Annotated in this window: 23 protein-coding genes; 12 read left to right on the top strand and 11 right to left on the bottom strand. The window is 60.9% G+C overall.

Annotation, left to right across the window (positions count from 1 at the left end; all coding sequences use genetic code 11):
* The coding region (locus SE16_RS10895) for a TCP-1/cpn60 chaperonin family protein (RefSeq protein WP_330218587.1) at positions 1-259 on the bottom strand (259 nt) is incomplete at its 3' end.
* Between the two features lie 22 nt (positions 260-281).
* The gene (locus SE16_RS10890; RefSeq protein ID WP_054492016.1) at positions 282-581 is read right to left on the bottom strand and encodes a co-chaperone GroES; all 300 of its coding nucleotides are present in this window, start codon (positions 579-581) and stop codon (positions 282-284) included.
* Positions 582-821: 240 nt separating this feature from the next.
* Between SE16_RS10890 and SE16_RS10885 the strand changes: the two genes are divergently transcribed.
* The 10 genes from SE16_RS10885 to SE16_RS10840 all read left to right on the top strand — a co-directional run bounded on the left by SE16_RS10885 (position 822) and on the right by SE16_RS10840 (position 12,217).
* Positions 822-3,992: a glucodextranase DOMON-like domain-containing protein gene (locus tag SE16_RS10885; protein WP_082373955.1), complete on the top strand. Its 3,171-nt coding sequence runs from the start codon at positions 822-824 to the stop codon at positions 3,990-3,992.
* A 158-nt stretch (positions 3,993-4,150) separates the two neighbouring features.
* Positions 4,151-4,996: a PepSY domain-containing protein gene (locus SE16_RS16025; RefSeq protein ID WP_054492014.1), complete on the top strand. Its 846-nt coding sequence runs from the start codon at positions 4,151-4,153 to the stop codon at positions 4,994-4,996.
* Between the two features lie 112 nt (positions 4,997-5,108).
* A complete protein-coding gene (locus SE16_RS10875; protein WP_054492013.1) occupies positions 5,109-5,573 on the top strand; it encodes a heme-binding domain-containing protein in 465 nt (154 codons plus the stop codon).
* Positions 5,574-5,647: 74 nt separating this feature from the next.
* Positions 5,648-6,349: a PepSY domain-containing protein gene (locus tag SE16_RS10870; RefSeq protein WP_201782267.1), complete on the top strand. Its 702-nt coding sequence runs from the start codon at positions 5,648-5,650 to the stop codon at positions 6,347-6,349.
* Positions 6,350-6,537: 188 nt separating this feature from the next.
* Positions 6,538-7,008 (top strand): hypothetical protein, encoded by a 471-nt coding sequence (locus SE16_RS10865; RefSeq protein WP_054493431.1) that lies wholly within the window; start codon positions 6,538-6,540, stop codon positions 7,006-7,008.
* A 29-nt stretch (positions 7,009-7,037) separates the two neighbouring features.
* Positions 7,038-7,991 (top strand): FAD:protein FMN transferase, encoded by a 954-nt coding sequence (locus SE16_RS10860; protein WP_054493432.1) that lies wholly within the window; start codon positions 7,038-7,040, stop codon positions 7,989-7,991.
* Between the two features lie 2 nt (positions 7,992-7,993).
* On the top strand, positions 7,994-9,217 hold the full coding sequence (locus SE16_RS10855; protein WP_054493433.1) for an adenylate/guanylate cyclase domain-containing protein: 1,224 nt from the start codon (positions 7,994-7,996) through the stop codon (positions 9,215-9,217).
* Positions 9,218-9,229: 12 nt separating this feature from the next.
* Positions 9,230-9,988: a ferric reductase-like transmembrane domain-containing protein gene (locus SE16_RS10850; protein WP_054493434.1), complete on the top strand. Its 759-nt coding sequence runs from the start codon at positions 9,230-9,232 to the stop codon at positions 9,986-9,988.
* An 8-nt stretch (positions 9,989-9,996) separates the two neighbouring features.
* Entirely contained in the window at positions 9,997-10,755 is a 759-nt protein-coding gene (locus SE16_RS10845; RefSeq protein WP_054493435.1) for a response regulator transcription factor, read from the top strand.
* The gene (locus tag SE16_RS10840; RefSeq protein WP_054493436.1) at positions 10,736-12,217 is read left to right on the top strand and encodes a sensor histidine kinase; all 1,482 of its coding nucleotides are present in this window, start codon (positions 10,736-10,738) and stop codon (positions 12,215-12,217) included. Before SE16_RS10845 ends, SE16_RS10840 begins: the two co-directional genes overlap by 20 nt.
* A 20-nt stretch (positions 12,218-12,237) precedes the next feature.
* Here SE16_RS10840 and SE16_RS10835 read toward each other — a convergent pair whose 3' ends face one another.
* The 4 genes from SE16_RS10835 to surE are packed head-to-tail and all read right to left on the bottom strand — an operon-like array spanning position 12,238 to position 17,237.
* Positions 12,238-13,257 (bottom strand): TIGR00341 family protein, encoded by a 1,020-nt coding sequence (locus SE16_RS10835; RefSeq protein ID WP_054493437.1) that lies wholly within the window; start codon positions 13,255-13,257, stop codon positions 12,238-12,240.
* 8 nt (positions 13,258-13,265) lie between these two features.
* Complete coding sequence (locus SE16_RS10830) at positions 13,266-14,630, bottom strand: NAD-dependent succinate-semialdehyde dehydrogenase (RefSeq protein WP_054493438.1); 1,365 nt, start codon at positions 14,628-14,630, stop codon at positions 13,266-13,268.
* 21 nt (positions 14,631-14,651) lie between these two features.
* The gene (locus SE16_RS10825; protein WP_200907348.1) at positions 14,652-16,421 is read right to left on the bottom strand and encodes an ABC transporter ATP-binding protein; all 1,770 of its coding nucleotides are present in this window, start codon (positions 16,419-16,421) and stop codon (positions 14,652-14,654) included.
* A gap of 27 nt (positions 16,422-16,448) precedes the next feature.
* The gene (surE, locus tag SE16_RS10820) at positions 16,449-17,237 is read right to left on the bottom strand and encodes a 5'/3'-nucleotidase SurE (RefSeq protein ID WP_054493439.1); all 789 of its coding nucleotides are present in this window, start codon (positions 17,235-17,237) and stop codon (positions 16,449-16,451) included.
* A gap of 185 nt (positions 17,238-17,422) precedes the next feature.
* On the opposite strand from surE, the gene SE16_RS10815 reads away from it, so the two are divergent.
* Together SE16_RS10815 and SE16_RS10810 are read left to right on the top strand one after the other, a co-directional pair.
* Complete coding sequence (locus tag SE16_RS10815) at positions 17,423-17,860, top strand: FKBP-type peptidyl-prolyl cis-trans isomerase (protein WP_054493440.1); 438 nt, start codon at positions 17,423-17,425, stop codon at positions 17,858-17,860.
* Positions 17,861-17,900: 40 nt separating this feature from the next.
* A complete protein-coding gene (locus tag SE16_RS10810; protein ID WP_200907349.1) occupies positions 17,901-18,452 on the top strand; it encodes an HD domain-containing protein in 552 nt (183 codons plus the stop codon).
* 66 nt (positions 18,453-18,518) lie between these two features.
* Here SE16_RS10810 and purN read toward each other — a convergent pair whose 3' ends face one another.
* The 5 genes from purN to purE all read right to left on the bottom strand — a co-directional run bounded on the left by purN (position 18,519) and on the right by purE (position 23,560).
* A complete protein-coding gene (gene purN, locus SE16_RS10805) occupies positions 18,519-19,127 on the bottom strand; it encodes a phosphoribosylglycinamide formyltransferase (RefSeq protein WP_054493442.1) in 609 nt (202 codons plus the stop codon).
* A gap of 11 nt (positions 19,128-19,138) precedes the next feature.
* On the bottom strand, positions 19,139-20,170 hold the full coding sequence (gene purM, locus SE16_RS10800; RefSeq protein ID WP_054493443.1) for a phosphoribosylformylglycinamidine cyclo-ligase: 1,032 nt from the start codon (positions 20,168-20,170) through the stop codon (positions 19,139-19,141).
* A gap of 15 nt (positions 20,171-20,185) precedes the next feature.
* Positions 20,186-21,505 (bottom strand): phosphoribosylamine--glycine ligase, encoded by a 1,320-nt coding sequence (purD, locus tag SE16_RS10795; protein ID WP_054493444.1) that lies wholly within the window; start codon positions 21,503-21,505, stop codon positions 20,186-20,188.
* 10 nt (positions 21,506-21,515) lie between these two features.
* Positions 21,516-22,982: an amidophosphoribosyltransferase gene (purF, locus tag SE16_RS10790; protein ID WP_054493445.1), complete on the bottom strand. Its 1,467-nt coding sequence runs from the start codon at positions 22,980-22,982 to the stop codon at positions 21,516-21,518.
* Positions 22,983-23,065: 83 nt separating this feature from the next.
* Entirely contained in the window at positions 23,066-23,560 is a 495-nt protein-coding gene (gene purE, locus SE16_RS10785; RefSeq protein WP_054493446.1) for a 5-(carboxyamino)imidazole ribonucleotide mutase, read from the bottom strand.
* Positions 23,561-23,565: the final 5 nt, after the last annotated feature.

Genomic DNA, 23,565 nt, shown 5'->3' with positions numbered 1-23,565 from the left:
CGTCGCCGGCCACGTCGTTGGTCTTGGTGGCGGCTTCCTTGAGCATCTGCGCGCCCATGTTGGCGAAGGGGTCTTCCAGTTCGATTTCCTTCGCCACCGTCACACCGTCATGCGTGACCGTGGGACCGCCCCACTTCTTGTCCAGCGCGACGTTGCGCCCCTTGGGACCCAGCGTCGTCTTGACGGCGTTCGCCAGCGTATCCACACCGCGTTTCAGTTCACGGCGTGCTTCTTCCGAGAATTTGATTTGCTTCGCCATCTCTCAACCCTCCGTAATGGGATTATTCAACAATTTTCGCGAGAATGTCTTGCTCTTTGAGGATGAGCACTTTCTTGTCGCCATCGAGTTTCACTTCGGTACCGGCGTACTTGGCGTAAATGACGCGATCGCCTTCGGCGACATCCAGCGGCTTGTAGGTGCCGTCATCTTGCAAGCGGCCAGGGCCAACAGCCAGCACAACACCTTCCATGGGGCGTTCTTTCGCCGTTTCGGGCAAAACAATGCCACTGGGGGTTGTGGCTTCGCGTTCAATGGGTTCCACAATCACGCGATCACCCAACGGCTGCAGTTTGGTAGCCATAATGCGCAATCCTCCTTCGGTTTGGCATTCATCACTGTTCTGGTTTAGCACTCACCACCTGTGAGCGCTAGCAGAGTATATGCACGAGTGCTAAAAACGCAAATCGAGACCATTCCCACCCCGAACCGACGTTGGGTTGCTTCTGCACCCTGCCGCCGGCATGACTTGCCCAGCCCCGCCCCTTGTGGTATAGTCCAGCCGCTACTTTTGGGAACGTTCTCAACACGAGGAGTGGAGACGATGAGACGAGTGTACCCCGCCCTGCTTTCGCTTCTGTTGTTGCTGGCATTGGGTGCGTGCCGCACAACGCCCACGCCAGAACCCACCTCCACGAGCGCACCATCGCCGACCGTCGGCGCTGAGGAACAGGCGGAACCGACCGCCACGAGCGAACCGGAAGCCGTACCCGGCGAAGAGCCGCTCTATGTGGCGCTTATCTGGCACCAGCACCAACCCGTCTATTTCAAAGACCCCGCAACGGGCGTGTACCAGAAACCGTGGGTGCGCGTCCATGCCGCCAAAGACTACGTGGACATGGCGGCGATTCTGGAACGCTACCCCAGCATCAAAGCCACCTTCAACCTGACGCCCTCGCTCCTGCGCCAGTTGATTGACCTGGAACAGGGGGCGAAAGACCTCTACGAGGTGTACACCGAAATTCCCGCCGACCAATTGACGGACGAGGACAAAGCCTTCATCCAGGCGCGCTTTTTCGACATCAACCCCAAAATCATCGCCCGCTTCCCACGCTACCAGGAAATCGCCAACGACCGCGACAACTGGCAAACGTGGGATGAACAGACCTGGCGCGACCTGCAAGTCCTCTTCAACCTGGGCTGGACCGACCCCGATTGGTTGGCGCAAGAACCGCTGGCCTCCCTGGTCGAAAAAGGGCGCAACTTCACCGAAGAGGAGAAGGCGATCGTGCTGGCGGAGCATCGCCGCCTGATTGCCGAGGTGATTCCCCTGCACAAACGCCTGCAAGATGAAGGGCGCATCGAAGTCACGTTTACGCCGTTCTTCCACCCCATCTTGCCCTTGCTGGTGGATACCAACCTGGCGCGCAAAGCCACACCCGACCTGCCCTTGCCGCCCCGTTTCGCCTACGGCGTGGACGCGATTGCCCAGGTTGAGAAGGGTGTGCAGTTCTACGAAGAAACATTCGGGCGCGCGCCGACCGGCATGTGGCCGGCTGAGGGGGCTGTGGCGCAAGAAATTGTCGGCATTGTGGCGGGCGCCAATGTGCAGTGGATGGCAAGCGATGAGGAAGTGCTCGCCCGCAGCCTTGGGAAGACCGGTTTCAACCGCGACGCCCGCGAGGTGGTGCGTTCACCCGACGAACTCTATCGCCCCTATATCGTCAGTAGCCGCAACGGGCAAGTGTACATCATCTTCCGCGACAAGGTGCTGAGCGACAAAGTCGGCTTCACGTACAGCGGCATGTCAGGGACCGCCGCCGCACAAGATTTTGTGCGCCGCTTGCGGCTTATTCGCGAGGAATTGCAAGCCCAAGGGGCGGAGGGTCCCCACCTAGTCAGCGTGATTCTGGACGGGGAAAACGCCTGGGAGCATTATGACAACGACGGCAAAGAGTTCCTCAACACCATGTACCAGTTGCTGGAAGAAGCCCAGGCCGAAGGCGTGTTGCAAACCGTGACGCCGTCCGAATTCATCGCCCAATACCCCGACCAGCCGCGCATTGAAGAGTTGTGGGCTGGTTCGTGGGTCAGCCCGGACTACACCACCTGGATTGGCGAGGAAGAAGAAAACCGCGCATGGGAGTATCTGGGGCGCGTGCGCGAGTTTGTGGCGCGCCGCCTCAACCGTTTGGACGATGAAACCGCGGCGGCGGTTATGGACGCCATCTACACCGCCGAAGGGAGCGACTGGTTCTGGTGGTATGGAAGCGACCAGAACAGCGGCGACGACGCCAGTTTTGATGCCCAATTCCGCCAGACGTTGCAACGTGTGTATGAACTCATGGGCGAACCGGTGCCGACGTTCCTGAAAGTGCCCATCATCCCCGAAGAGGCCTTGCCGCCTCAGGCGGGGCCAAGTGCGCTCATCAGCCCCACCATTGACGGCGTGGGCGAAGAAGGCGAATGGGAAGGCGCCGGCTACTACATCGAAGAAGGCGGCGTACAAGCAACGCCCAATCAGGTGGTTGACCGGCTCTGGTACGGGTTCGACGCCAACACGCTCTACCTGCGCCTGGATGGACGCCGCGCCTGGGCTGACGTCGCCGACGAGGTGCGCCTGGGGTTCTACCTGCGTTTGCCCAGCGGCGGCGCGGAATCGTTCTTCTCGCATGTGGAAACCGCCAACGGCAACCAGCAAACCCCGCTCGGTTTTGGGGTGAACGCCCTGGTGGAAGTGACCGTGCAGGGCGATACGGCCTCAGCGGCGCTCTACACGCCCAACGTGCGCGGCGAGTACGAAGCCGTTGAAACCGAGGCTATCACGTTCGGCGTCAGCGGCAATGTGCTCGAAGTCGCCTTGCCGTACGACCTCATCGGCAAGCCGGACGCGGGCGCCACGTTCACCATGCGCGCGATTGTCAGCGAAGACCTGCAACGCGACATCCAAATCGTGCCATCGGGCGGTCCCTTGCAAATCGTCGTACCCGACCTGGGGCTGACGACGCCCATCCTCGCCATCACCGACCCTGAGGGCGACGACCACGGTCCCGGCACCTACACCTACCCGCTCGACCCCGTCTTCACGCCGGGCGCATACGACATCACCGAGTTTGCCGTCGCCGAAGACGACAACAACCTCATCTTCCGCATCACCACACGCGGCGGCTTGAACAACGAGTGGGGCGCGCCCAACGGCATGGGCATTCACACCGTGGACATCTACATTGACGCCAAGGAAGGCGGCGCGCGCCTGCTCCTGCCGGGGCGCAACGCCGCCACACCCGAAAACGAAGCCTGGGATATCGCCATCTGGGCGGAAGGCTGGACGCCGGGCATCTTCGTGCCGGGGGCAGAAGGGCCTGAGGAATTTGGCTCCGCGGATATGCTCAACATCGTCAGCGACCCGACGCAAAAGCGCATCACCATTCGCGTGCCCAAAGCCACACTCGCTGAGGCGCTGGGCACAACACCCGACGCCCTCACCCCGACGGAATGGGGCTATCTGGCGGTGGTACTCAGTCAAGAAGGGTTCCCGTCGGCGGGCGTCTGGCGTGTGCGCGACGTTGAACCGACCGCTTCGCAATGGCGTTTGGGCGGCGCGCCGGCCGACATCAACCATACGCGCATTATTGACGTGGCCTATCCCGAAGGCTTTACCCCCACCCAAGAGGAAGCGTTGAGCACCTACCCATCCATCAAGGAAGGCACACTCGACGACCTCACACCCGACGACGTGGCGCAGTTGCCCATGGTGCGCATCACGTCACAGTAAGCACGCACACACACACAAACGGCCGAGGCAATGCCCTCGGCCGTTTTGCGTTAAAAGCCCCTTAACAATGCACTAACACCCCATTAACCATACCCGCCCCGGTTTCCCTACACTGAAAAGCGTCAAAAGGAACACGCAGTGAACACAAGGAGGGAACGATGAACCGTTTAGCATTCTTTATCTCAGCCGTTTTGACCTCATTCATTCTGGTCATTGCCGGGGCGCTGGTCGGCGCGATGAACAACAATGAGCAGGCCGCCGCGCAACCGACCGTGGTGCAAGACGTTGCCGCGGCTGACATGCCGGTGCAACAGCCACAACCCATGGACGTCACCGTTGATCCGAACGCCCAGGCCGCTGCCACCATCGAGCAATCGCTCATGCCGGCGGTCGAAACCATCATCCAACAGCGTGAAGCCCAATACCGCCAACTGCTGGATGAAGCCAACCGGCAATTGCAAGCCGCCTACGCCAAGCAGCAAGAACTGGCGAACATCGCCCAGCAAGCCCAGGCGGCACAAGCCCAAGCCGAACAAATGGCGCAGCAAATGGCGGAACAATTGGCAGCCGTCCAGGCGGCACAAGCCCAGGCGCAAGCCCAAACGGCCAATGCCGCCATGAGCCACCCCGCCACCACAAACACGCAACCGCCTGCGCCGCAATTCGCCGTCACGCCCGCGCAAGCGGCCGGCATCGCTCAAAGCGTGGCCAACGGTGCGGCGCTGGTTGGTCAGCCGGAACTGGTGCTCTTTGAAGGAACGCCGGCTTACGAAGTCCCCTTCGACCGCGGAATGGTCTACGTGGACGCCAACACCGGCGCGATTCTCTACAACGGATTGGCTACACCACCACCGACACATCGTGATGACGACGATGAGCATGAAGAGCATGACGAACACGATGAACACGACGAGCATGACGATGACCACGAGAAGAAGGAAAAGCACGACGACCACGACGATGACCACGATGACGACCACGGCGATGACCACGATGATGATTGAGATTGAAATCTCTTGAGGACAAGCAGGGTACGTGCATCAGAGCACGTATCCTGTTTGCATGCCAGGTGCCAACACACCACACCAACCAACACAGAAAAGGAGATGAAACACCATGCTTGCACGCTTGCAACGCCTCGCACACTACTGGAAACAGATTGCCCTGGCGCTGGTCGGGCTCTTCGTCCTCATTCAGTTGGTGCCCTACGGGCGCAATCACAACAACCCACCCGTGGTACAAGAACCTGCGTGGGATAGCCCGCAAACCCGTGAATTGGCGCGCCGCGCCTGTTTCGATTGCCACAGCAACGAAAGCGTGTGGCCCTGGTACAGCAATGTGGCGCCCGCCTCATGGCTCATTCAACACGACGTTGAAGAAGGGCGCCGCAAACTCAACTTCTCTGAATGGAATCGTCGGCAGGAGGAACTGGACGAAATCACCAAAGTAATTCAAAAAGGGGAAATGCCGCCCATCTACTACGTCTTGCTCCATCCCGAAGCCAATCTCTCTCAGCAAGAAAAAGAGGCGCTGATTGCCGGCTTGCGCACAACTATTCGACAAAGTGCTCCGGGACGATAAGATAAAACCAAGGCGGCCCTTTTCAGAGGCTGTGGGGAGGCGGGAAAAAGATGCGTCGGGATACAACCCATTTTTTGGCAGGAATACTTATTCTCATCATCACCTTTATCGTGGGCGTCGTAACCGGCGCCTGGCTGGCGCGCCCTGCGCCGACAACGCGAGCACCCGCCTCCCCGCGCGCCACACTCACCCCCGACCTGGCTGCGACGGTCAGCGCTCTGGAGGAGCGGTTAAACACACTGCAATCATCGTCGCGCAATACACCGACACCCCAAACGAGCCTCGCCACATCCACACCCATACCGGCAACTCCACCGCCTGCACCTGGTGGCGCGTCTCCATCACCCACACCCATCCCACCCACGCCTATCCCAACCGCCACCTTGCGCGTGGTCACACTTGCCACACCAACGTCTGCGCCTGCTCAAGCGCAAACCATTGACGCCAATCGCGCCGCTGAGATTGCCCGCCAATATCTGGGTGGCGGCGACGTGGTCGAAACCAAGCAAGAGCAAAAACACGGCACGACTGTCTGGGAAGTGAAATTCCGCTTTGGGAGCGAAGTGTACGTGGACGCCATGACGGGGCATATCGTCTATGCTGAAATTGCCGAGGCCGACCGGACACCCCCCTCACCCAACGACGACGCCGAAACCACCCAACCATCCGACGATGACGATGAACGCCACGAAGAAGAGCATGATGAGAAAAAAGGTGATAACGAGTCAAATGATGACCACGATGATGAAGAAAAAGACAAGAAGAAAGATGATTGAAAATCCTCACATGCCCTCACGAGCATCACATGGCGCACGATGAATGTGCGCCATGTTGTTTTTTCTGCCCCCTCCCGCAGATTGCTAACATGCTCTTAACAAACCACTAAACCACCTTTAACCCACGCCCACCCCTTTTCTCCTACACTCGGTTATGAAAGGAAGCAACGCCGAACAGGAGGAACACCATGGCAAAGCAAGCGCCGGCAAAAGGCATGTCCGATCAAATGAAGCTCTTGATTACCGTGGCGTCAGTGGCGGGGACTGTGAGCGGTTGGGGCATTCTGGCGTATCAAGAGACCGCAGCGAACGAAATCGCCGCCGCCGACATCTCACCCACGCCCATCCCAACCGCTATACCGACACCAACAGCAGAACCAACGCCCACAATTGACGTGAATGCGCTGGCACAGCAGGAACTGGAAGCACTGGTGCAAACACTGCCGCCCTTGCCCACGCTAGTGCCGCCGCCGGACACGCCCAACATTCAGGTGCGCCAGCCGGCGCAAATCACCATCCCGCAAATCCAGGTTTCGGCGCCAGCGCCGGCACCGCAGCCGCAACCGCAAACACCGACGGTCTCTAACAACCAGCCGCAACAACCCGTGTTGCGCTCGGTCAGCGCCCCGCCGCCGCCCAAAACCAAGTCATCGCGCTAGTGCCGGGGGGCAAGCAAAGGAGGAACGCCATGCGTTTGATTCAATTTCGGGCGATGGGCTGCCACATTGAAGCGCGGCTCGACACCGACAACGAGAAAACCGCCACCGTGCTCGCGCAGGTGCCGGCATGGTTTGAAGCCTGGGAGCAGGCATTGAGCCGTTTTCGCCCGGACAGCGAGCTCAACCAGCTCAATGCGCAAGCCGGCCGGGGGGCGGTGCCGGTGTCGGAGACGGTTTGGGACGTGCTGCAAGCCGCGCTGGCAGCCGCCAACGCCACCGACGGGCTGGTCACGCCCACTATTCTCCCCGCCCTCAAAGAGGCGGGCTACACCACCTCGTTCGATCAATTGCCCAAAAGCCAGCCCGTCGGCGCAGCGCCCGACCCCCAAGCCATCATCCAGAGCGCCCAAGCCTGGCGCGACATCCGCACCAATCCGGTGCGTCGCACCGTCGCTTTGCCGCCTGGCGTGCAACTGGATTTCGGCGGCATTGCCAAAGGGTGGGCGGCGGAAGAAGCCGCCAAGCGCCTGGGACGCTACGCGCCGGCATTGGTGGACGCGGGCGGCGACATTGCCGTCAGCGGGCCACAGCGGAACGGCCACCCCTGGCTCATTCTGGTTGCTTCGCCCTTTGATGACGGCGACATTGACGCCATCGCCCTGGCGGGCGGCGTGGTCGCCACCTCCGGGCGCGACTATCGGCGCTGGCTGAAGGGGACGCAATGGCAACACCACATCATTGACCCGCGCACCGGACGCCCCGCCGACACCGACCTGGTCAGTGTCACGGTCATTGCTCGCACAGCCGTGCGCGCCGAATTAGCCGCCAAAACCGTGCTCATCCTCGGTTCGGAAGCAGGCATGCGCTGGCTCGAAGCGCAAAAGGACATCGCCGCGCTTTTGGTGCGCGAAACCGGCGACGTCTTGCCTTCACCCTTCTGGCATCTGTTTCGCTGGCCGTACCAGCAGGCGGCAGGAGGATAATCATGCAATACAAACGCATTCTCCCTACTATCTGGCATGAACTGATCACAAACGCACTGCATTATCCTGTACTCAATATGTTGCTGGAATGGTTTGTGCTTTCACAAACCGCCTATTTTCTGAGCGCCGACCCCTATCTCTTGCTTGTCAGCGCACTCGTGCAGGCGGTGGCACTCGCCATGATACGCGAAAACCGCCGCCCGGCCTTGCTCTTTGTCGCTAACATGGTCGGTGTTTTCACCTACAGCCTGCTGGAAACAACTTTGGAGGGCATGGAATTCTGGCAAGCGCCGCATCACCTGCTCTACTGGCTGTATAGCCTCATCATCGCGACATGTGCGGCATGGCATGCACGGCGTAACGCCTCGCTCGCCTTGCTGGGAATGTACTTCGCCCGTTCACTGGCACTGCTGGCAGTCTATAGCCTGGGCGAATACTACCTGGCACAAAATGGCTCGTTTTCGCCCATGCAAATCCTGAGCGACCCCACCCACATGCTCATGAGCGTCGCCGTTCCACTGTTGGGGTTGCTGGGTGGACTGGCGGAAGTGGAAGCCAATCGCAACTTCACACTTTTGAAGAACGCCAACCAACGCCTGCACACCTATGCGCGCTGGCTGCTGGGCGACGCCATTTTGAATGAACTCATGCAGAACCCGCGAGCCGGCGAACCACGTTGGCGCGAGCGCACCATCCTGTTCTGCGACGTGCGCAACTTCACGGCCTGGTGCGAAACCGAATCCCCGGAAAATGTCATGTACACGCTGGAAGAATGGTACCAGCACGTTGAATCTGTCTGGGCGGTTTATCCCCCCATTCGCTACAAATTCACCGCCGATGAAGTCATGGCCGTGTTTGCCGACCCCGTCACAGCCCTGCATGCCGCCCTGCGCTTGAACGCGGTCAACGCACGCTTCTGGCATCCACGCGGGCTGAGCGCAGGCATCGGTCTGCATCATGGACCGGTGATTGAGGGGCTGATAGGTGGAGAGGAAGTCAAGTACTACGACGTGTTGGGGGATACCGTCAACACCGCGCAACGCATTGAAAAACATGCTCGCGGGCAACAAATTTTGGTTTCGGAGCAATTCTATCAGCACGTACCACCCGAGTTTGAAGCCAGCGAGCCTTTGTTGATTGAACCCAAAGGCAAAGCCCCTTTACCGGTGCGCATTGTGCATCGGTTCGTAGAAAAACAAGAGACAACATCCATTTTGCAATCATAAAGGAGGAGACCGATGACAGCCCAAAAACCCTACGAATTCGATGAATATCCGCCGGCGTTAGCCTGGCAACTGGTGGTGCTGATGTTGCTGGCGGCCGCACTGGGAGCAATCAGCGCAGTCTTTCTCCTGCCCGCCTGGTTGCCTGGCTTGACCGCCTCGCTCTTTGGAGAAGCGCCCAAAGCCTACTGGTATCTGGCGCGGTCGAGCGGCGTGGTGGCGTACATCTTGCTCTGGCTTTCCATGGTCTTTGGCGTGATGATGACCAACAAACTGGCGCGGCTCTGGCCGGGCGGTCCCACCGCCTTCGATGCGCATCAGTTCACCAGCCTGCTCGGCCTGGCTTTTGCCCTCTTCCACGCCATCATTCTGCTTGGCGACGAATACATCCAATCGGGGCTGGTCAATGTGCTGGTACCCTTCACCTACGACTACCGCCCTGAATGGGTTGGTGTGGGGCAGATGGCGTTCTACGCCATGGCAATCATCGCTTTCAGCTTCTACGTGCGCCAGCAAATTGGGCGACGTGCATGGCGGCTCATCCACTACCTGAGTTTTCTGACATACCTGGCGGCGCTGGCGCACGGCATCACAGCCGGCACCGACACCACCACGCGCTTCATGCAATCGCTCTATTGGGGAAGTGGTGGACTGCTGCTCTTCTTGACGATCTATCGCATTCAACACAGTATCTTGTCACGCCGTGAACGCGCTGCGAAAAAAGCGGCGCATCGCGCCAAAGCCCACCAACCGCCATCGGCAACCAACGCCTAACTGAGACGATGACTGAAAAAGCGACCATTCTGCTCATCGAAGACAACCGAGAAATCGCCGACCCGCTGGTCTTCGGCTTGCAACAAGAGGGGTACGTGGTGCATCATGCGCTCACCGGCGAAGAGGGGCTGGAACTGGCGCAGATGCACCACCCCGACCTCATTCTGCTCGACATCATGTTGCCCGGCATGGATGGGTTCGACGTCTGTCGCCGTTTGCGCGCCACATCAGGCACCCCCATTCTCATGCTCACCGCCCGGTCGCAAGAGCTTGACCGCGTTATGGGGCTTGAACTCGGCGCAGACGACTACATCACCAAACCGTTCAGTTTTCGTGAACTGCTGGCGCGTGTGCGCGCCATGTTGCGCCGCCGCGAACTCGACCGCCGCGAATTCAACGCCGCGCAAGCAGCAACCGAAGCAACGCCCCCATCGCTCATCACCATTCACGATTTGCGACTCGACACACACGCCCGCATGGTGTGGAAAGGGGACGAACCCATCTCCCTTTCAGCACGCGAATTCGATTTGTTGCGGTATCTTGTGGAACACGCGGGGCAAGCCCTGCATCGTCAAGAAATTCTCGACGCAGTGTGGGGCACGGATTGGATCGGCGATCCCCGCACGCTCGATGTGCACATTCACTGGTTGCGTGAAAAATTAGGCGATGTCCCATCGAACCCGTGCTATATCCAGACTGTGCGCGGCTACGGCTATCGTTTTGTCGCACCAGAAGACCATGCAGACGATGCAACCACCACCCCATAAACGCCGACACGCGCCAAGCCTGCGCGCCTTGTTGCTCTGGCCCTCCCTCGTTCTGGCGACGGTGGGATTGCTTGTGATTGTCATCTGGGCGGGATTGTGGATTCAACGGCTCTTCATCAGCCAGGCAGAACAAGAGCTCGAAATTGAAGCCTTTTTGATCGCCAACGCCTTGCGCGACCCGCTGGAAAACTATCTCTCCGCCCAATTTCCCAGCGGTCGCCCCTTGGGCAACCTCGTGCTCTCCTACGCCGCCGACACCGGCGCACGCATCATCATCACCTTGCCCGATGGGCGCATTGTTTTCAGCTCCGAAGCCAACGTACCGTTTGACCACCTGCCGCTCACAACCGAATTACAAGCGGCGCTGGCGCAAAGCGAACAACACGACATCCGTCCCGATGATTTTGGTACAGGGGAACAACGGCTCTACGCCGCCGCGCCCATCGTGGGCGAAGACGGCATCATAGGGCTTGTGCAACTCTCCATTCCATACGCCCCTATCCAGCAACAAATCTGGTCGGTTTGGGTGCGTACCGGAAGCATGGCGGCGCTCGTCATCGGCGCGTTGACACTGGCACTGCTCTGGCTGGCGCGGACGCTCAGCGCCCCCATCATTCACCTGACAACCGTCGCTGAGCGTATGGCGCAAGGGCACCTGGATACCCCCATCACGCCCAAAGGACCCGCCGAAATTCAACGCCTGGCGCTGGCATTCGCGACGATGGCGCAGCGCATCCGCGAAATGCTGGCACAACAGCAACAATTCGCCGCCCACGCCGCCCACGAACTCCGTTCGCCCCTGGCAAGCATTCGCTTGCGCCTGGAAATGATACAACGCATGGCGGCAAACGGGCAGAGCGAACAGATACAACAATACCTGCGCGATACCGAGACGCAACTCACTCATCTGGAAACGCTGGTCAACGATTTGTTGCTTCTGGCTTCGCTTGAAAAAGCCGAAGAAACAGCCCGCCAACCGATTGACCTGGCACCGCTCCTGTACGAATTGGTGGACGAAATGGCGGCGGAACTGCGCCAACACCGTTTGCGCGTCGAGATGGACGTGCCGCCCCATCTGCCGCCCATTGCCGGGCATCCCTCGCATGTGCGCGTGGCGCTTGGCAATGTACTTGATAACGCCATCAAATACTCGCCCGACGGGCAACGCATTGCCATTCGGGCACGCGAAACGTCAGAGCACCTCATCATAGAAGTCCAGGATTGGGGGATGGGGATTGCCCCCGAGGAAATGCCCCACTTGTTCGACCGCTTCTACCGCAGCAAAGCGGTGCGCGGGGCAAACATTCGTGGGACGGGGTTGGGGTTGGCGCTGGTCAAAGCCATTGTGGAACAGCACCATGGGCGGGTCGAAGTCGAAAGCGAGCCAGGCAAGGGGACCACGTTCAGGTTCATCTTTCCCCTCGCGTCGATGTCTGAACCAGCGCGCGCACACAAGAGTTGACCTGCAACCTCGGCGCTTCCTCATTCAAGCCTGAACGCCGAGCCGCTCAGCCAAATCAGCACGATCAGCACCAACAACATGCCCGTCCAGAGAGCCACCGCCACACGGATAGCACGGCGCGCCTTTTCCGCTTCCCACCACGTCCGCGGGCGTACCCGCTGCGCCAAAAACGTGACCACACCAGCCAGATTGATACACGTCATGTTGACGAGAAAGAGCATCGCCGCACCTGTCGCCGGCGTGCCATAGCCGGCGCCCGCTAGCAAGCCCATCGTCGCCAGTGGGGGAAGGAGCGCCACGGCCACCATCACCCCCACCAGCGTTGCCGACACGCCACTCGTAAACGCCAGCGTCCCCGCCACGCCCGCCGCCAGCGCCAACACAACATCGCGTCCCCCTGGTTGAATACGGCTCGCTATCTCCGGCACAGTTGGATCAACAGGAAACAAAACCCCCCACACCAGAGCAATCAGCACAGCCACAGCAACGCCGCTCCCCAGCGTTTTGACGGCGCGCTGCACCATCTCCAAATCGCCCAACGTCGTGCCCAATGCCAACGCAATGTTGGGGCCAAGCAGCGGTGCAATCACCATTGCCCCAATCACCACAGCCACATTGTTCGCTGTCAAACCGATGATGGCGACCAGGGTTGAGAGCGCCACCATGATGAGGTAAATTGGCGTCAGTTGGCTCGCTTCCACCAAATCCTGGTAGAGTTCCTCACGGCTTACCCGCGCCGGCTCGCTCGGTGTTTCCGATTCAGCGGCCGAAGCAGGCGATTCGTCGGCTTGTTTGAGCGGCGGCACCGTGGCTTCAATCGGCAACAACACCAGCCGAAACGCGTCGGAATGCCCAAAGCGATTCATCAGCGCGTCGCTCAGCGCTTCCGTCTCTTGGGCGTCGAGAAGCACACGCACCAACAGCCGCTCATCGGCGGTCTTGATACGCCATGAATGAACCGCGTTGATTTCTTCAAGCAACCCCGCCACCTCATCAGCGGCGTCGGTCGGAACGAGGAACTCCACCAGGCGCAGCGCCATAGCCGCTCTCAACCCTTCCAGACCGTCTTGACGTTGACGAACTCGCGAATGCCATGCACCCCCAACTCACGCCCATAGCCCGACGCTTTGACGCCGCCAAACGGCAAGCGCGGGTCGCTCTTCACCAGCCCGTTCACAAACACATTGCCCGCTTCCAGATTGGCGATGAAGAACTCGGCTTCGGCGTCGTTCTGCGTCCAGACGCTGGCGCCCAAACCGTAGGGGGTATCGTTCGCCAGCGCCAGCGCCTCTTCCCGCGACGCAACGCGGAAGAGCGCCGCCACAGGGCCAAACAACTCCTCGCACCGCGCCGGCGTCCCCGGCGGAATGTCGGTGAGAACGGTGGGCGCGTAGAAAAAGCCCGGTCGGTCGAGCAAATGCCCACCCACCAGCACACGCGCACCGGCGGCAACCGTTTCTTCCACCTGGCGCGCTAACGTGTCGCGCAGGTAATCGGCGGCAAGTGGACCAATGTCCGTTGCGGGGTCGAAGGGGTCGCCCACGGTGAGCGCCTGCACCCGTTCAACAAACGCCGCCTCGAATTCGTCGGCGATGGCTTCATGCAAGATGAACCGCTTGGCGGCAATGCACGATTGCCCGTTGTTGAGCATGCGCGACTGCACCGCCACCGCCACCGCCGCTTCCAGATTGGCGCTCGGCATCACAATGAAGGGGTCGCTGCCGCCCAATTCCAGCACCGTTTTTTTGATGTTGCGCCCCGCCTCGGCGGCCACCGCTCGCCCAGCGCGCGTGCTGCCGGTCAACGTCGCGCCGCGAATACGCACATCCGCCAACAGACGCGGCACCGTTTCGACCTCGATAAAAAGGTTCTGGTACAAACCTTCCGGTGCGCCGGCTTCACGGAAAATGTCTTCAATCGCCTGGGCGCATTGCGGCACAATCGGGGCATGCTTCACCAGCACAACATTGCCCGCCATGAGCGCCGGCGCGGCAAAACGAAAAACCTGCCAGAAGGGGAAGTTCCAGGGCATAATGGCGAGAAGAGGCCCCAACGGTTCGTAGCGCACTTCACTGTGGCGGGCGTCGGTCGCCACCGGTTCCGGCGCGAGGAACGCCGCCCCGTGGTCGGCGTAGTAGCGGCAGACCCAGGCGCACTTTTGCGCTTCGGCAACGGCCGCACGAATGGGCTTGCCCATTTCCAGCGTCATCAGGCGCGCCCACCGCTCGGCGTCGGTGTGCAGAATGGTCGCGACACGGTGCAAAAGCGCCGCGCGGTCTTTGAACGGCGTGCGCCGCCACACCTGAAACGTCTCGACCGCGCGCGTCAACCGCGCTTCCACTGCGGCGTCGTCAATGGGGTCCACCGTCAAAAGAAGTTCGCCCGTCGTGGGATTGACCGTGCGGAATGGCATGGTTCCCCTCCTTTCCCGTGCTTATGCGGCGGAATCACGAAACTGCATCGTGTAGAGCCGATAGTAGCGCCCACGTTGCGCCAGCAATGCCTCATGTGTGCCCATTTCCACGATACGCCCATGGTCGAGCACCACAATGCGGTCGGCGTTGACGATGGTGCTGAGGCGGTGGGCGATGATGAACGCCGTGCGCCCAGCCAGCAGCCGGGCAATCGCCTGCTGAATAAGCATCTCCGTGGCGGTATCCACGCTCGACGTAGCTTCATCCAGAATGATGAGCGCCGGGTCGGCGAGCAGGGCGCGCGCAAAGTTGAGCACCTGCCGCTGCCCCACGCTCAGGTTGACGCCGTTTTCGCCCACCTCGGTCTCGTACCCCTGGGGCAATTTTTCGATGAAGGTGTGCGCCCCCACCGCACGCGCCGCCGCTTCCACTTCCTCATCGGTGGCGTCCAGGCGACCGTAGCGAATGTTCTCGCGCACGGTGCCGCTGAACAGGAAGGTAGTTTGCAGCACGATACCCATTTGGCGGCGCAGACTGGCGCGGGTGACTTGGCGCACATCGTAGCCGTCAATGCGAATGGCGCCATGCGTGACATCGAAAAAGCGGGGGATGAGCTGCACCAGCGTGCTTTTGCCCGCGCCGGTTTCCCCCACCAGCGCAATCGTCTCCCCCGGTTCAGCGGTCAGCACGATATCTTGCAACACCGGCTGATTGTCGCCATAGGCAAACCAGACATGGTCAAACTCGACACGCCCCTTGATGGGGGGAAGTTCAATCGCATCGGGGGCGTCGCGCAAATCCGGTTGCGTATCCAGCAGCTGGTAAATTCGCTCGCTGGCGACCATGGCGCTCTGGAAAGTGTTGTAGCGCTGAGCAAGGTCGCGAATGGGGTTGAAGAAACGCTCCACGTAGAGCGCAAACGCAATCAGCACGCCCGGCGTGAGCGAGCCGCCCAACACGCGCATCCCCCCGTAGCCAATCACCAGCACCAGCGAGACGGCGCTGAGCATATCCACCGCCGGAAAGAAGACCGCCGCCAACCATCCGGCGCGTTCGTTGGCGCGGAAATGGGCGCGGTTCAACTCGTCAAAGTGGGCAATGTTGCGGGCTTCACGTACAAAGGCTTTGGTGACGCGAATGCCCGTGATACTCTCGTTCAGGTAGCCGTTGAGCACAGCAATGCGCTGGCGCACCGTGCGGTACGCCTCGCGCACATGCCGCCGCCATACGCGCGTCGCCCACACCATGATGGGCATGGTGGCAAACGCCGCCAGCGACAATTGCCAGTTGAGCGCGAGCATGGCGAGCACCGTACCCGCCAGCAAGAAAATATCGCGGAAGACGCCCAGAATCGCCCAGGTGACGAAATCCTGCAAGACGCCCACATCGTTGATGAGCCGCGACATGAGCCGCCCAATGGCAAACTTGTTGTAGAAGTTGAGCGAAAGGGTGTGCAAGTGGGCAAACAGGCGCTCGCGAATATCGCACACCAGCCGCGTGCCCACCACCGCCATAATGGCGATACGGGCGCGGGTTGCCCACCACTCCACCAACGCCGCCCCCAAAAACAACCCAACGTAGATGAGGAGCAAGCGCCCATTCTGGTGCACCAGCGCATCGTCCACCGCGCGCTGAATGAAAACCGGACCGGCGACGTTGGCAGCGCTCGCCAAAAACATGAAGACCAGCGCCAACCCAATGCGTCCCCAGAATGGGCGCAATTCGCCCAGCAAACGCCGCATCAGGTGCGGGTCGTAGGCGGTGCCGAGAATGTCTCGCTCATCACTCACAAGTCGCGTCCTGTTCGGTCGGTTCGGTCAGGCAAGCAACGTCTCCAACGGCCACGATTGCATCTTTTCCAAGAACGTGTAGTTCGTCATGTCCAGGTGGATAGGCGTGATGGAGACGTACCCGTCGCGGATAGCGCGGATATCGGTACCAGGTTCAGCGTTGTCGCCGCTCAGCAAATCGCCGCCCAGCCAGTAATAGGGGCGTCCGCGCGGGTCAATGCGCTTCACCATTTTATCGCGATACGAGCGCCGCCCCAAGCGCGTCACTTGCACGCCCCGCGGACCGCCGTTGTTGGGGTAGTTCACGTTGAGCACGACGCCATTGAGCAGTTGGTTCGTCCAGACGTATTCCACCAGCCGCGCGGCGAATTCAGCCGCCGGGCGCATCAAGTCTTCATCGTCCTTGAAGTTCATGCTGGACACAGCCACCGCCGGCACGCCCGAAATCAGCGCCTCGAACGCCGCCGCCAGTGTGCCGCTGTAGGTAATGTCCTGCCCCAGGTTAGGCCCCTGGTTGACGCCGCTCACCACAAGGTCAATCGGGCGTTCAATCAACCCGTTGAGCGCCAACGCCACGCAGTCGCTTGGCGCGCCCGTGCTCGTCCACATCTCAATGTCGGGGTCGAGGGTGACTTGTTCGGCGCGCAGCGGCTTGTGAATGGTTTTGGCGTGTCCCGCCGCCGACCAGTTGTGGTCGGGCGCGACTACCACCACATCGGCAAAGCGTTTGAGCGCCTGCCACAACACGCGGATACCTGCCGAAGAAATACCGTCATCGTTCGTGACCAGAATGGTCGGTTTGCGTACGGACGTCATCGTCAGCCTCCTCAATCTCACTCTATCACCATTTTGCCAAAAGAGGGATTGAGCATGGTAAACACGTTTGAACATTTGAGCAACTGCGAGACACTTTCCTTCCACATGCCGATTATTCAAAAACCGCATTTACGGCTAAGATACACTTGTACCGTTGGTTGTTCCACAAACGAAAGGAGTTCCTTATGTCCAAGGTACAAAAAGGTGATACCGTCCGCGTCCACTACACCGGCAAACTCGACGACGGCACGGTTTTCGACAGTTCCGAAGGTCGTGAGCCGCTCGAATTTACGGTGGGCGCCGAACAGGTGATCCCGGGCTTCGAGCAAGCCGTTGAAGGAATGGAAGAAGGCGAAACGCGCAGCGTCACCATTCCCGCCAGTGAAGCCTACGGCGAACATCGCGAGGATTTGGTGGTGGTCATTCCGCGCAACCAATTGCCCCCCGACATCGAGCCGGAAATTGGCATGCAGTTGCAGGTGCGCGAACCAACCGGGCAAAGTTTCGTCGTGACGGTGACAGCGTTCGACGATGAAACCGTGACGCTGGACGCCAACCACCCACTCGCAGGGAAGGATTTGACGTTCGATATCGAAGTCGTCGAGATTATTCGCCCATCCTAACCCCATGCAGCGCAAACACCCACCGCTCAATGCAGCCGACATGAGAGACCTGCCGCCCCTGGTGCGTGCCTACGTACAAGCCGCTCAGTTGAAGCAGTTGTACCGCCAGGGGTGGCTGCGGCGGGATGTGCCCCCCAACTTGGCAGAAAGCGTCGCCGAGCATACGTTCGGCGTGGCGCTGCTGGCGCTGTTTCTGCTCCCGCAGTTCCCCCACCTGGACGCGCAAACCGTCCTTTCCATGGCGCTCATTCACGATTTGGGCGAAGCCATTGCCGGCGATTTCACCCCCGAAGACGCCATCCACCCCGACGACAAACACCACCGCGAAGCGGACGGCGTGCGCGCCATTGTGCGCAACCTGCCCAACGGCGCGGCGCTTCTCGATATGTGGGAACGCTACGAGCGCAACGACACGCCCGAAGCGCAGTTCGTGCGCCAACTCGACCGCCTCGAAATGGCGCTGCAAGCCTTTGTGTACGAGCGTTTGCTCCACCTCGACCTGCACGAGTTCTACCAATCAGCCGCGGGCGTTGTTGAAGACGAGTCGCTACGCGCGCTTCTGGAAACACTTCTCGCGCACCGCAACGCATAGCCCAAGAAAAAAAGACCCGCCAGGCTGGTGCACCCCGACGGGTCTTGCTGGTTTCTCTCCCAGATGTCAGACAGGCAAGGCTTCCAACGCTTTGTGTGTGGCTTCCACAATCAAGCGATGCTCGGTTTCGTGCATGCGCTGCTCGAACGTTTCCAGCGTATCTTCGGGAAAAATCGGCACGCGCGCCGTCGCAATCACAGGACCAGCGTCCACTTCGGGAATGACGTAATGCACCATGCACCCGCTCGCCTCAATTTCGCCGCGCTGGTATGCCTCGAACGCGCGTTGAATCGCATGCGTTCCCGGAAACATGCCCGGCAACGCCGGATGAAGATTGATGACACGGTTCGGGAAGCGGTCCAGAAAGGCGGGGCTGAGGATGTGCATCCAGCCCGCCAGCACAATCAGGTCGGGCGACCACTGCGCCACCTGCTCGGCAAGGTCGCGGTCGTATTCTTCGCGTGAGCGCCCAGCCTCTTTGTACGGTTTCAGCGGAAAGTAGAGCGTGGGGACGCCGGCGCGCGCCGCCCGTTGCAAGCCAAACGCCTGTTTGCGATTGGAGACAACCAGCACCACTTCGGCGGGCAAGCGCCCCTCTGCGCAAGCATCCAGAATGGCTTGCAAATTTGTCCCCGACCCCGAAATCATGACGACCAGCCGACGTTTCGTCTCCATATGCCAGCCCCTCAATTGACGAGTTGAACGCCGGGCTCCGCCACCACACGCCCGACGATGAAACATTCTTCAACACCCAGCACCTGCACCGCCCGTTCCGCCTCCGCTTCGGGGACGACGGCGAGCATGCCCAGCCCCATGTTGAAAACATGGAACATTTCTTCACGCGCCACATGCCCCTTGTGCTGAATGAGTGTGAAGATGGGCGGCACAGGCCAGGTGCCCAAGCGCACACGCACACCCAGCCCTTCCGGCAAAATGCGCGGCACATTGTCGAACACGCCCCCGCCGGTGATGTGCGCCAATCCGCGAATGTCCACACCGGCGGCACGCAGCGCGCGCACATGCGGCAAATACGAACGGTGCACCGCCAGAAGCGCCTCGCCAATCGTGCGCCCGTCGAGCAAGGGGTGCGGCGTGGTCCAATCTTCATCGTCAAGCACGCGCCGCGCCAACGTGTAGCCGTTGGTGTGCAACCCGCTGGACGGGAACGCCAGCACCACATCGCCCGCTTGAATGCGCGACCCGTCAATCAGATGGGCGCGGTCGAGCGCCCCCACAATCGTGCCGACCACGTCCACCGCACCTTCATGATAGACGCCCGGCATTTCGGCGGTTTCGCCCCCCAACAAGGCGCACCCCGCCTCACGGCACGCCAGCGCCATTCCCTGCACAACCGTCGCCACCTGTTCGGGCGCAAGGCGGGCGCTGGCAACATAATCCAGGAAGAAAAGCGGTTCAGCGCCCTGCACCAGAATATCGTTCACACAGTGATTCACCAGGTCTTGCCCAATGGTTTCCCAGCGATTGAGCCGCGCCGCGACCAGCGTTTTCGTGCCCACGCCATCGGTGGAAGCCACCAACACCGGCGCCTGCATGGCTTTGAGCCGCGCCGCGTCGAACAGGCCACCAAACGCCCCCAAGCCCGCCAACACCTCCGGCGTGTAGGTAGACTTGACCGCCTCCGCCATCAGGTCAGTGGCGCGTTTACCGGCTTCAATGTCCACACCCGCTTCGCGATACGCTTTGGATTCCGGCGTCATCTCATGCTCCCTTGCTCATTGCTCTTCAACAACCGTTTTGCCAATATCGCGCCGGTATTGCATACCTTCAAACGCAATCTCTTCGACCGCTGCGTATGCACGCTGCAAGGCGCGTTCCAAATCAGCGTCGTAGGCGCTGATGTTGAGCACACGCCCGCCGGCGGTCACAAGCCGCCCCGCTTCATCACGCGCGGTGCCGGCGTGAAACACGACCACATTTTCGTGCGCCGCCGCCCGCTCGACGCCTTCAATCGGCAAGCCCTTGGGGTACGCCCCCGGATAGCCCGGCGACGCCAGCACAATCGTCGCCGCCGCGCCGTCGCGCCATTGCACGTTGGTTTCATCCAGACGCCCCGCCAGACACGCCTCGAAGACGTCCAGCAGGTCGCTTTCCAGCAGAAGCAAGATGGCTTGCGTTTCCGGGTCGCCAAAGCGGCAGTTGAATTCCAGCACTTTGGGGCCATCCTGCGTGAGCATCAAGCCGGCGTAGAGCACGCCCACGTAGGGCGTTCCACGTTCCAGCATGCCCTGGACAGCCGGGCGCAAGATGGTGGCTTCGATTTCATCCAGCAACGCTTCGTCTACGTCGGGCGGGGGCGCAAACGCCCCCATGCCACCGGTGTTCGGACCACGGTCGCCCTCGTAAATGCGCTTGTGGTCGCGGGCGGGGGGCATGCGTTTCACGGTACGCCCATCGCTGAACGCCAGCACCGAGACTTCGGGACCTTGCAAAAATTCCTCGATGACCACCACATCGCCCGCCGCGCCAAACGCCCGGTCCACCATTATCATGCGCAACGCGGCTTCGGCTTCTTCCTGCGTTTCACACACGATAACGCCCTTCCCAGCCGCCAGGCCGCTGGCTTTGACCACCACAGGCGCGGGATGTTGTCGCAGGTAGGCGCGTGCCGCGTCGTAATCGGTGAAGGCGGCGTGCGCCGCTGTGGGAATGCCCGTTTGCTCCATGAAGGCTTTGGCAAACGCTTTCGAGGCTTCGATTTGCGCCGCGGCTTGCGAGGGACCGAAAATCGGCACGCCGGCTTGCTGGAAGGCATCCACAATACCAGCCGCCAGCGGCGCTTCGGGACCCACAACCGCCATGTACACATCGTGTTCGCGGGCAAAGGCAATCAACGCATCGAAATCATCCGGCGCGATGGGCACGCGGCTGGCGCTTGCACGAGGCGCCAAGCCCGTGGCGTTGGGGTTGGCGGGCCATTCCGTGCCGGCGTTGCCCGGCGCGACGTACACGTGCCGCACACGGGGGGAACGCGCCAGCGCCCACGCCAAAGCGTGCTCACGACCGCCGCCGCCAATGACAAGGATGTTGCGCATCGTCTTCCTCCTAGTTCTCAAAGAGCACTTTACTCCGATCCTCGGCAAACAACCATTCCGGCACGTCCAGCGGATAGTCGCCGGAGAAGCAAGCGGTGCAGTGGCGCGGCTCGGTCGGTTCGCCCATGCCGCAGTACACTGCCTGCAACAAGCCGGGCAGACTCAGATACGCGAGACTGTCCGCCCCGATATGGCGGCGAATTTCCTCAATATCGTAGCGGTGGGCAATCAGTTCGCCGTAAGTCGCCATGTCAACCCCCATGAAACAGGGATGGCGCACAGGCGGCGACGCCACACGCACATGGACTTCACGCGCGCCGGCGTCACGGAGCAGTTGCACAAGCGGCCCGGCGGTGTTGCCGCGCACAATCGAATCATCCACCAATACCACGCGCTTCCCTTCGAGATTGGCGGGCAAGGGGTTGTACTTCAATCGCACCCCTTCGCGGCGCAGTTTGTCATCCGGCTGAATGAACGTGCGCCCAATGTAGCGGTTCTTGATCAGCCCTTCCGTGTAGGGAATGCCGCTTTCCAGGCTGTACCCAATGGCGTGCGGTGTCGCCGAGTCGGGCACACCAACCACGACGTCGGCATCGGCGGGGGCTTCGCGCGCCAACTGCCGCCCCATTTCCTGCCGCACCGTGTGAATGACTTGCCCTTCCATCAGACTGTCGGGACGCGAAAAATAGACATACTCGAAAATACACAACGCCCGCCGCCGGCAAGGCGCCCCCTGCAACGACGAAAGCCCCGACGCATCAATGCGCACAATTTCGCCCGGCTCAATTTCGCGCACATACCGCGCCCCGATGGTCTGCAACGCGCACGATTCGGACGCAATCACGTAGCCCTCATCGAGTTCGCCCAGGCAGAGCGGGCGCAAGCCGCGCGGGTCGCGCACGGCGTAGAGCGCGTGGCGGGTGAGAATGGTGAGCGCATACGCCCCCTCCGCCAACTGCATCAACGCCCGAATGCGTCCGATCCACAAATCGCCTTCATCGTCAACAGGCGGAATGTGCGGCCAGACATCGGGCGACGCCGCGAGAATTTGCACAATGGCTTCGCTATCGCTGGACGAAGTCAACCCCACGCCGCGCTTCATGAGCATGCGGCGCAGGTGCAACGCATTCGTGAGGTTGCCATTGTGCGCGACGCCCAAAGGGCCATGAATGGTTTCGATGAGATACGGCTGGGCGTTGCGCACATGCGAGCCCCCCGTGGTGGAGTAGCGGTTGTGCCCAATGGCAATGTGCCCGCGCAGTGGGCGCAGGTTCTCCTCGTTGAACACCTGCGACACCAAGCCCATGCCTTTGTGCAGATAGGCTGCACGCCCATCGGTCGTTGCGATACCCGCGCTTTCCTGCCCACGGTGCTGTAAGGCATACAGCCCAAAAAAAGCGAGCCGCGCCACGTCACGCCCCGGCGCGTAAACGCCAATCACGCCACAGGCTTCATGCAAACCGGTTGGAACCAACATACCAAACCCCCTTCTCACACTCTCCCCTGTTCCAGATGTGAGGGGCAGGCTCGAAAGCCTGCCCCCCGTTGGGTAAAGATATTTTACACAGTGGCGCGTATTTCACGTACTTCGGCGTCCGCTTGGGCAAGGCGCTCCGCGTGCGCCTGCTGGTAGGCGCGCACCTTCTCGCGCAAAGCGGGTTCGGCAAGCGCCAGGATTTTGGCGGCGAGCAAAGCCGCGGCTTCCGCTTCCAGCACCACCGCCGGCGCGACACCGCTGGGCATACGCAGCGATGAGAAGATGTCCGCCCCGCCAAAGGCGTCCGAACGCGGCGGGCAGGCAATCACCGGCGCGGTCACGGCGGCGTCAGCCATGCCGCTGAGCGCGTTCGAGCGCCCGGCGATGGTGATGAAGACCTTGGCGCGTGGGTCGGCTTCGTATTCGGCAAGAATTTCGAGCAAGCGCGCGGGGGTCTTGTGGGCGGACGCGATACGCATTTCGTAGGGAATGCCGAACGAGGCAAGCACATCGGCAATGGCTTGGGCGTGCTTCAAGTCGGACTTCGAGCCCATGAAAATCGGTACAATCACGTTCATAGCAA

Origin of the sequence: Ardenticatena maritima (assembly GCF_001306175.1) — a bacterium.
Lineage (GTDB): Bacteria > Chloroflexota > Anaerolineae > Ardenticatenales > Ardenticatenaceae > Ardenticatena > Ardenticatena maritima.
Note: the sequence above shows the minus strand (reverse complement) of the source record. Positions and strands in the feature narration are given on the sequence as shown.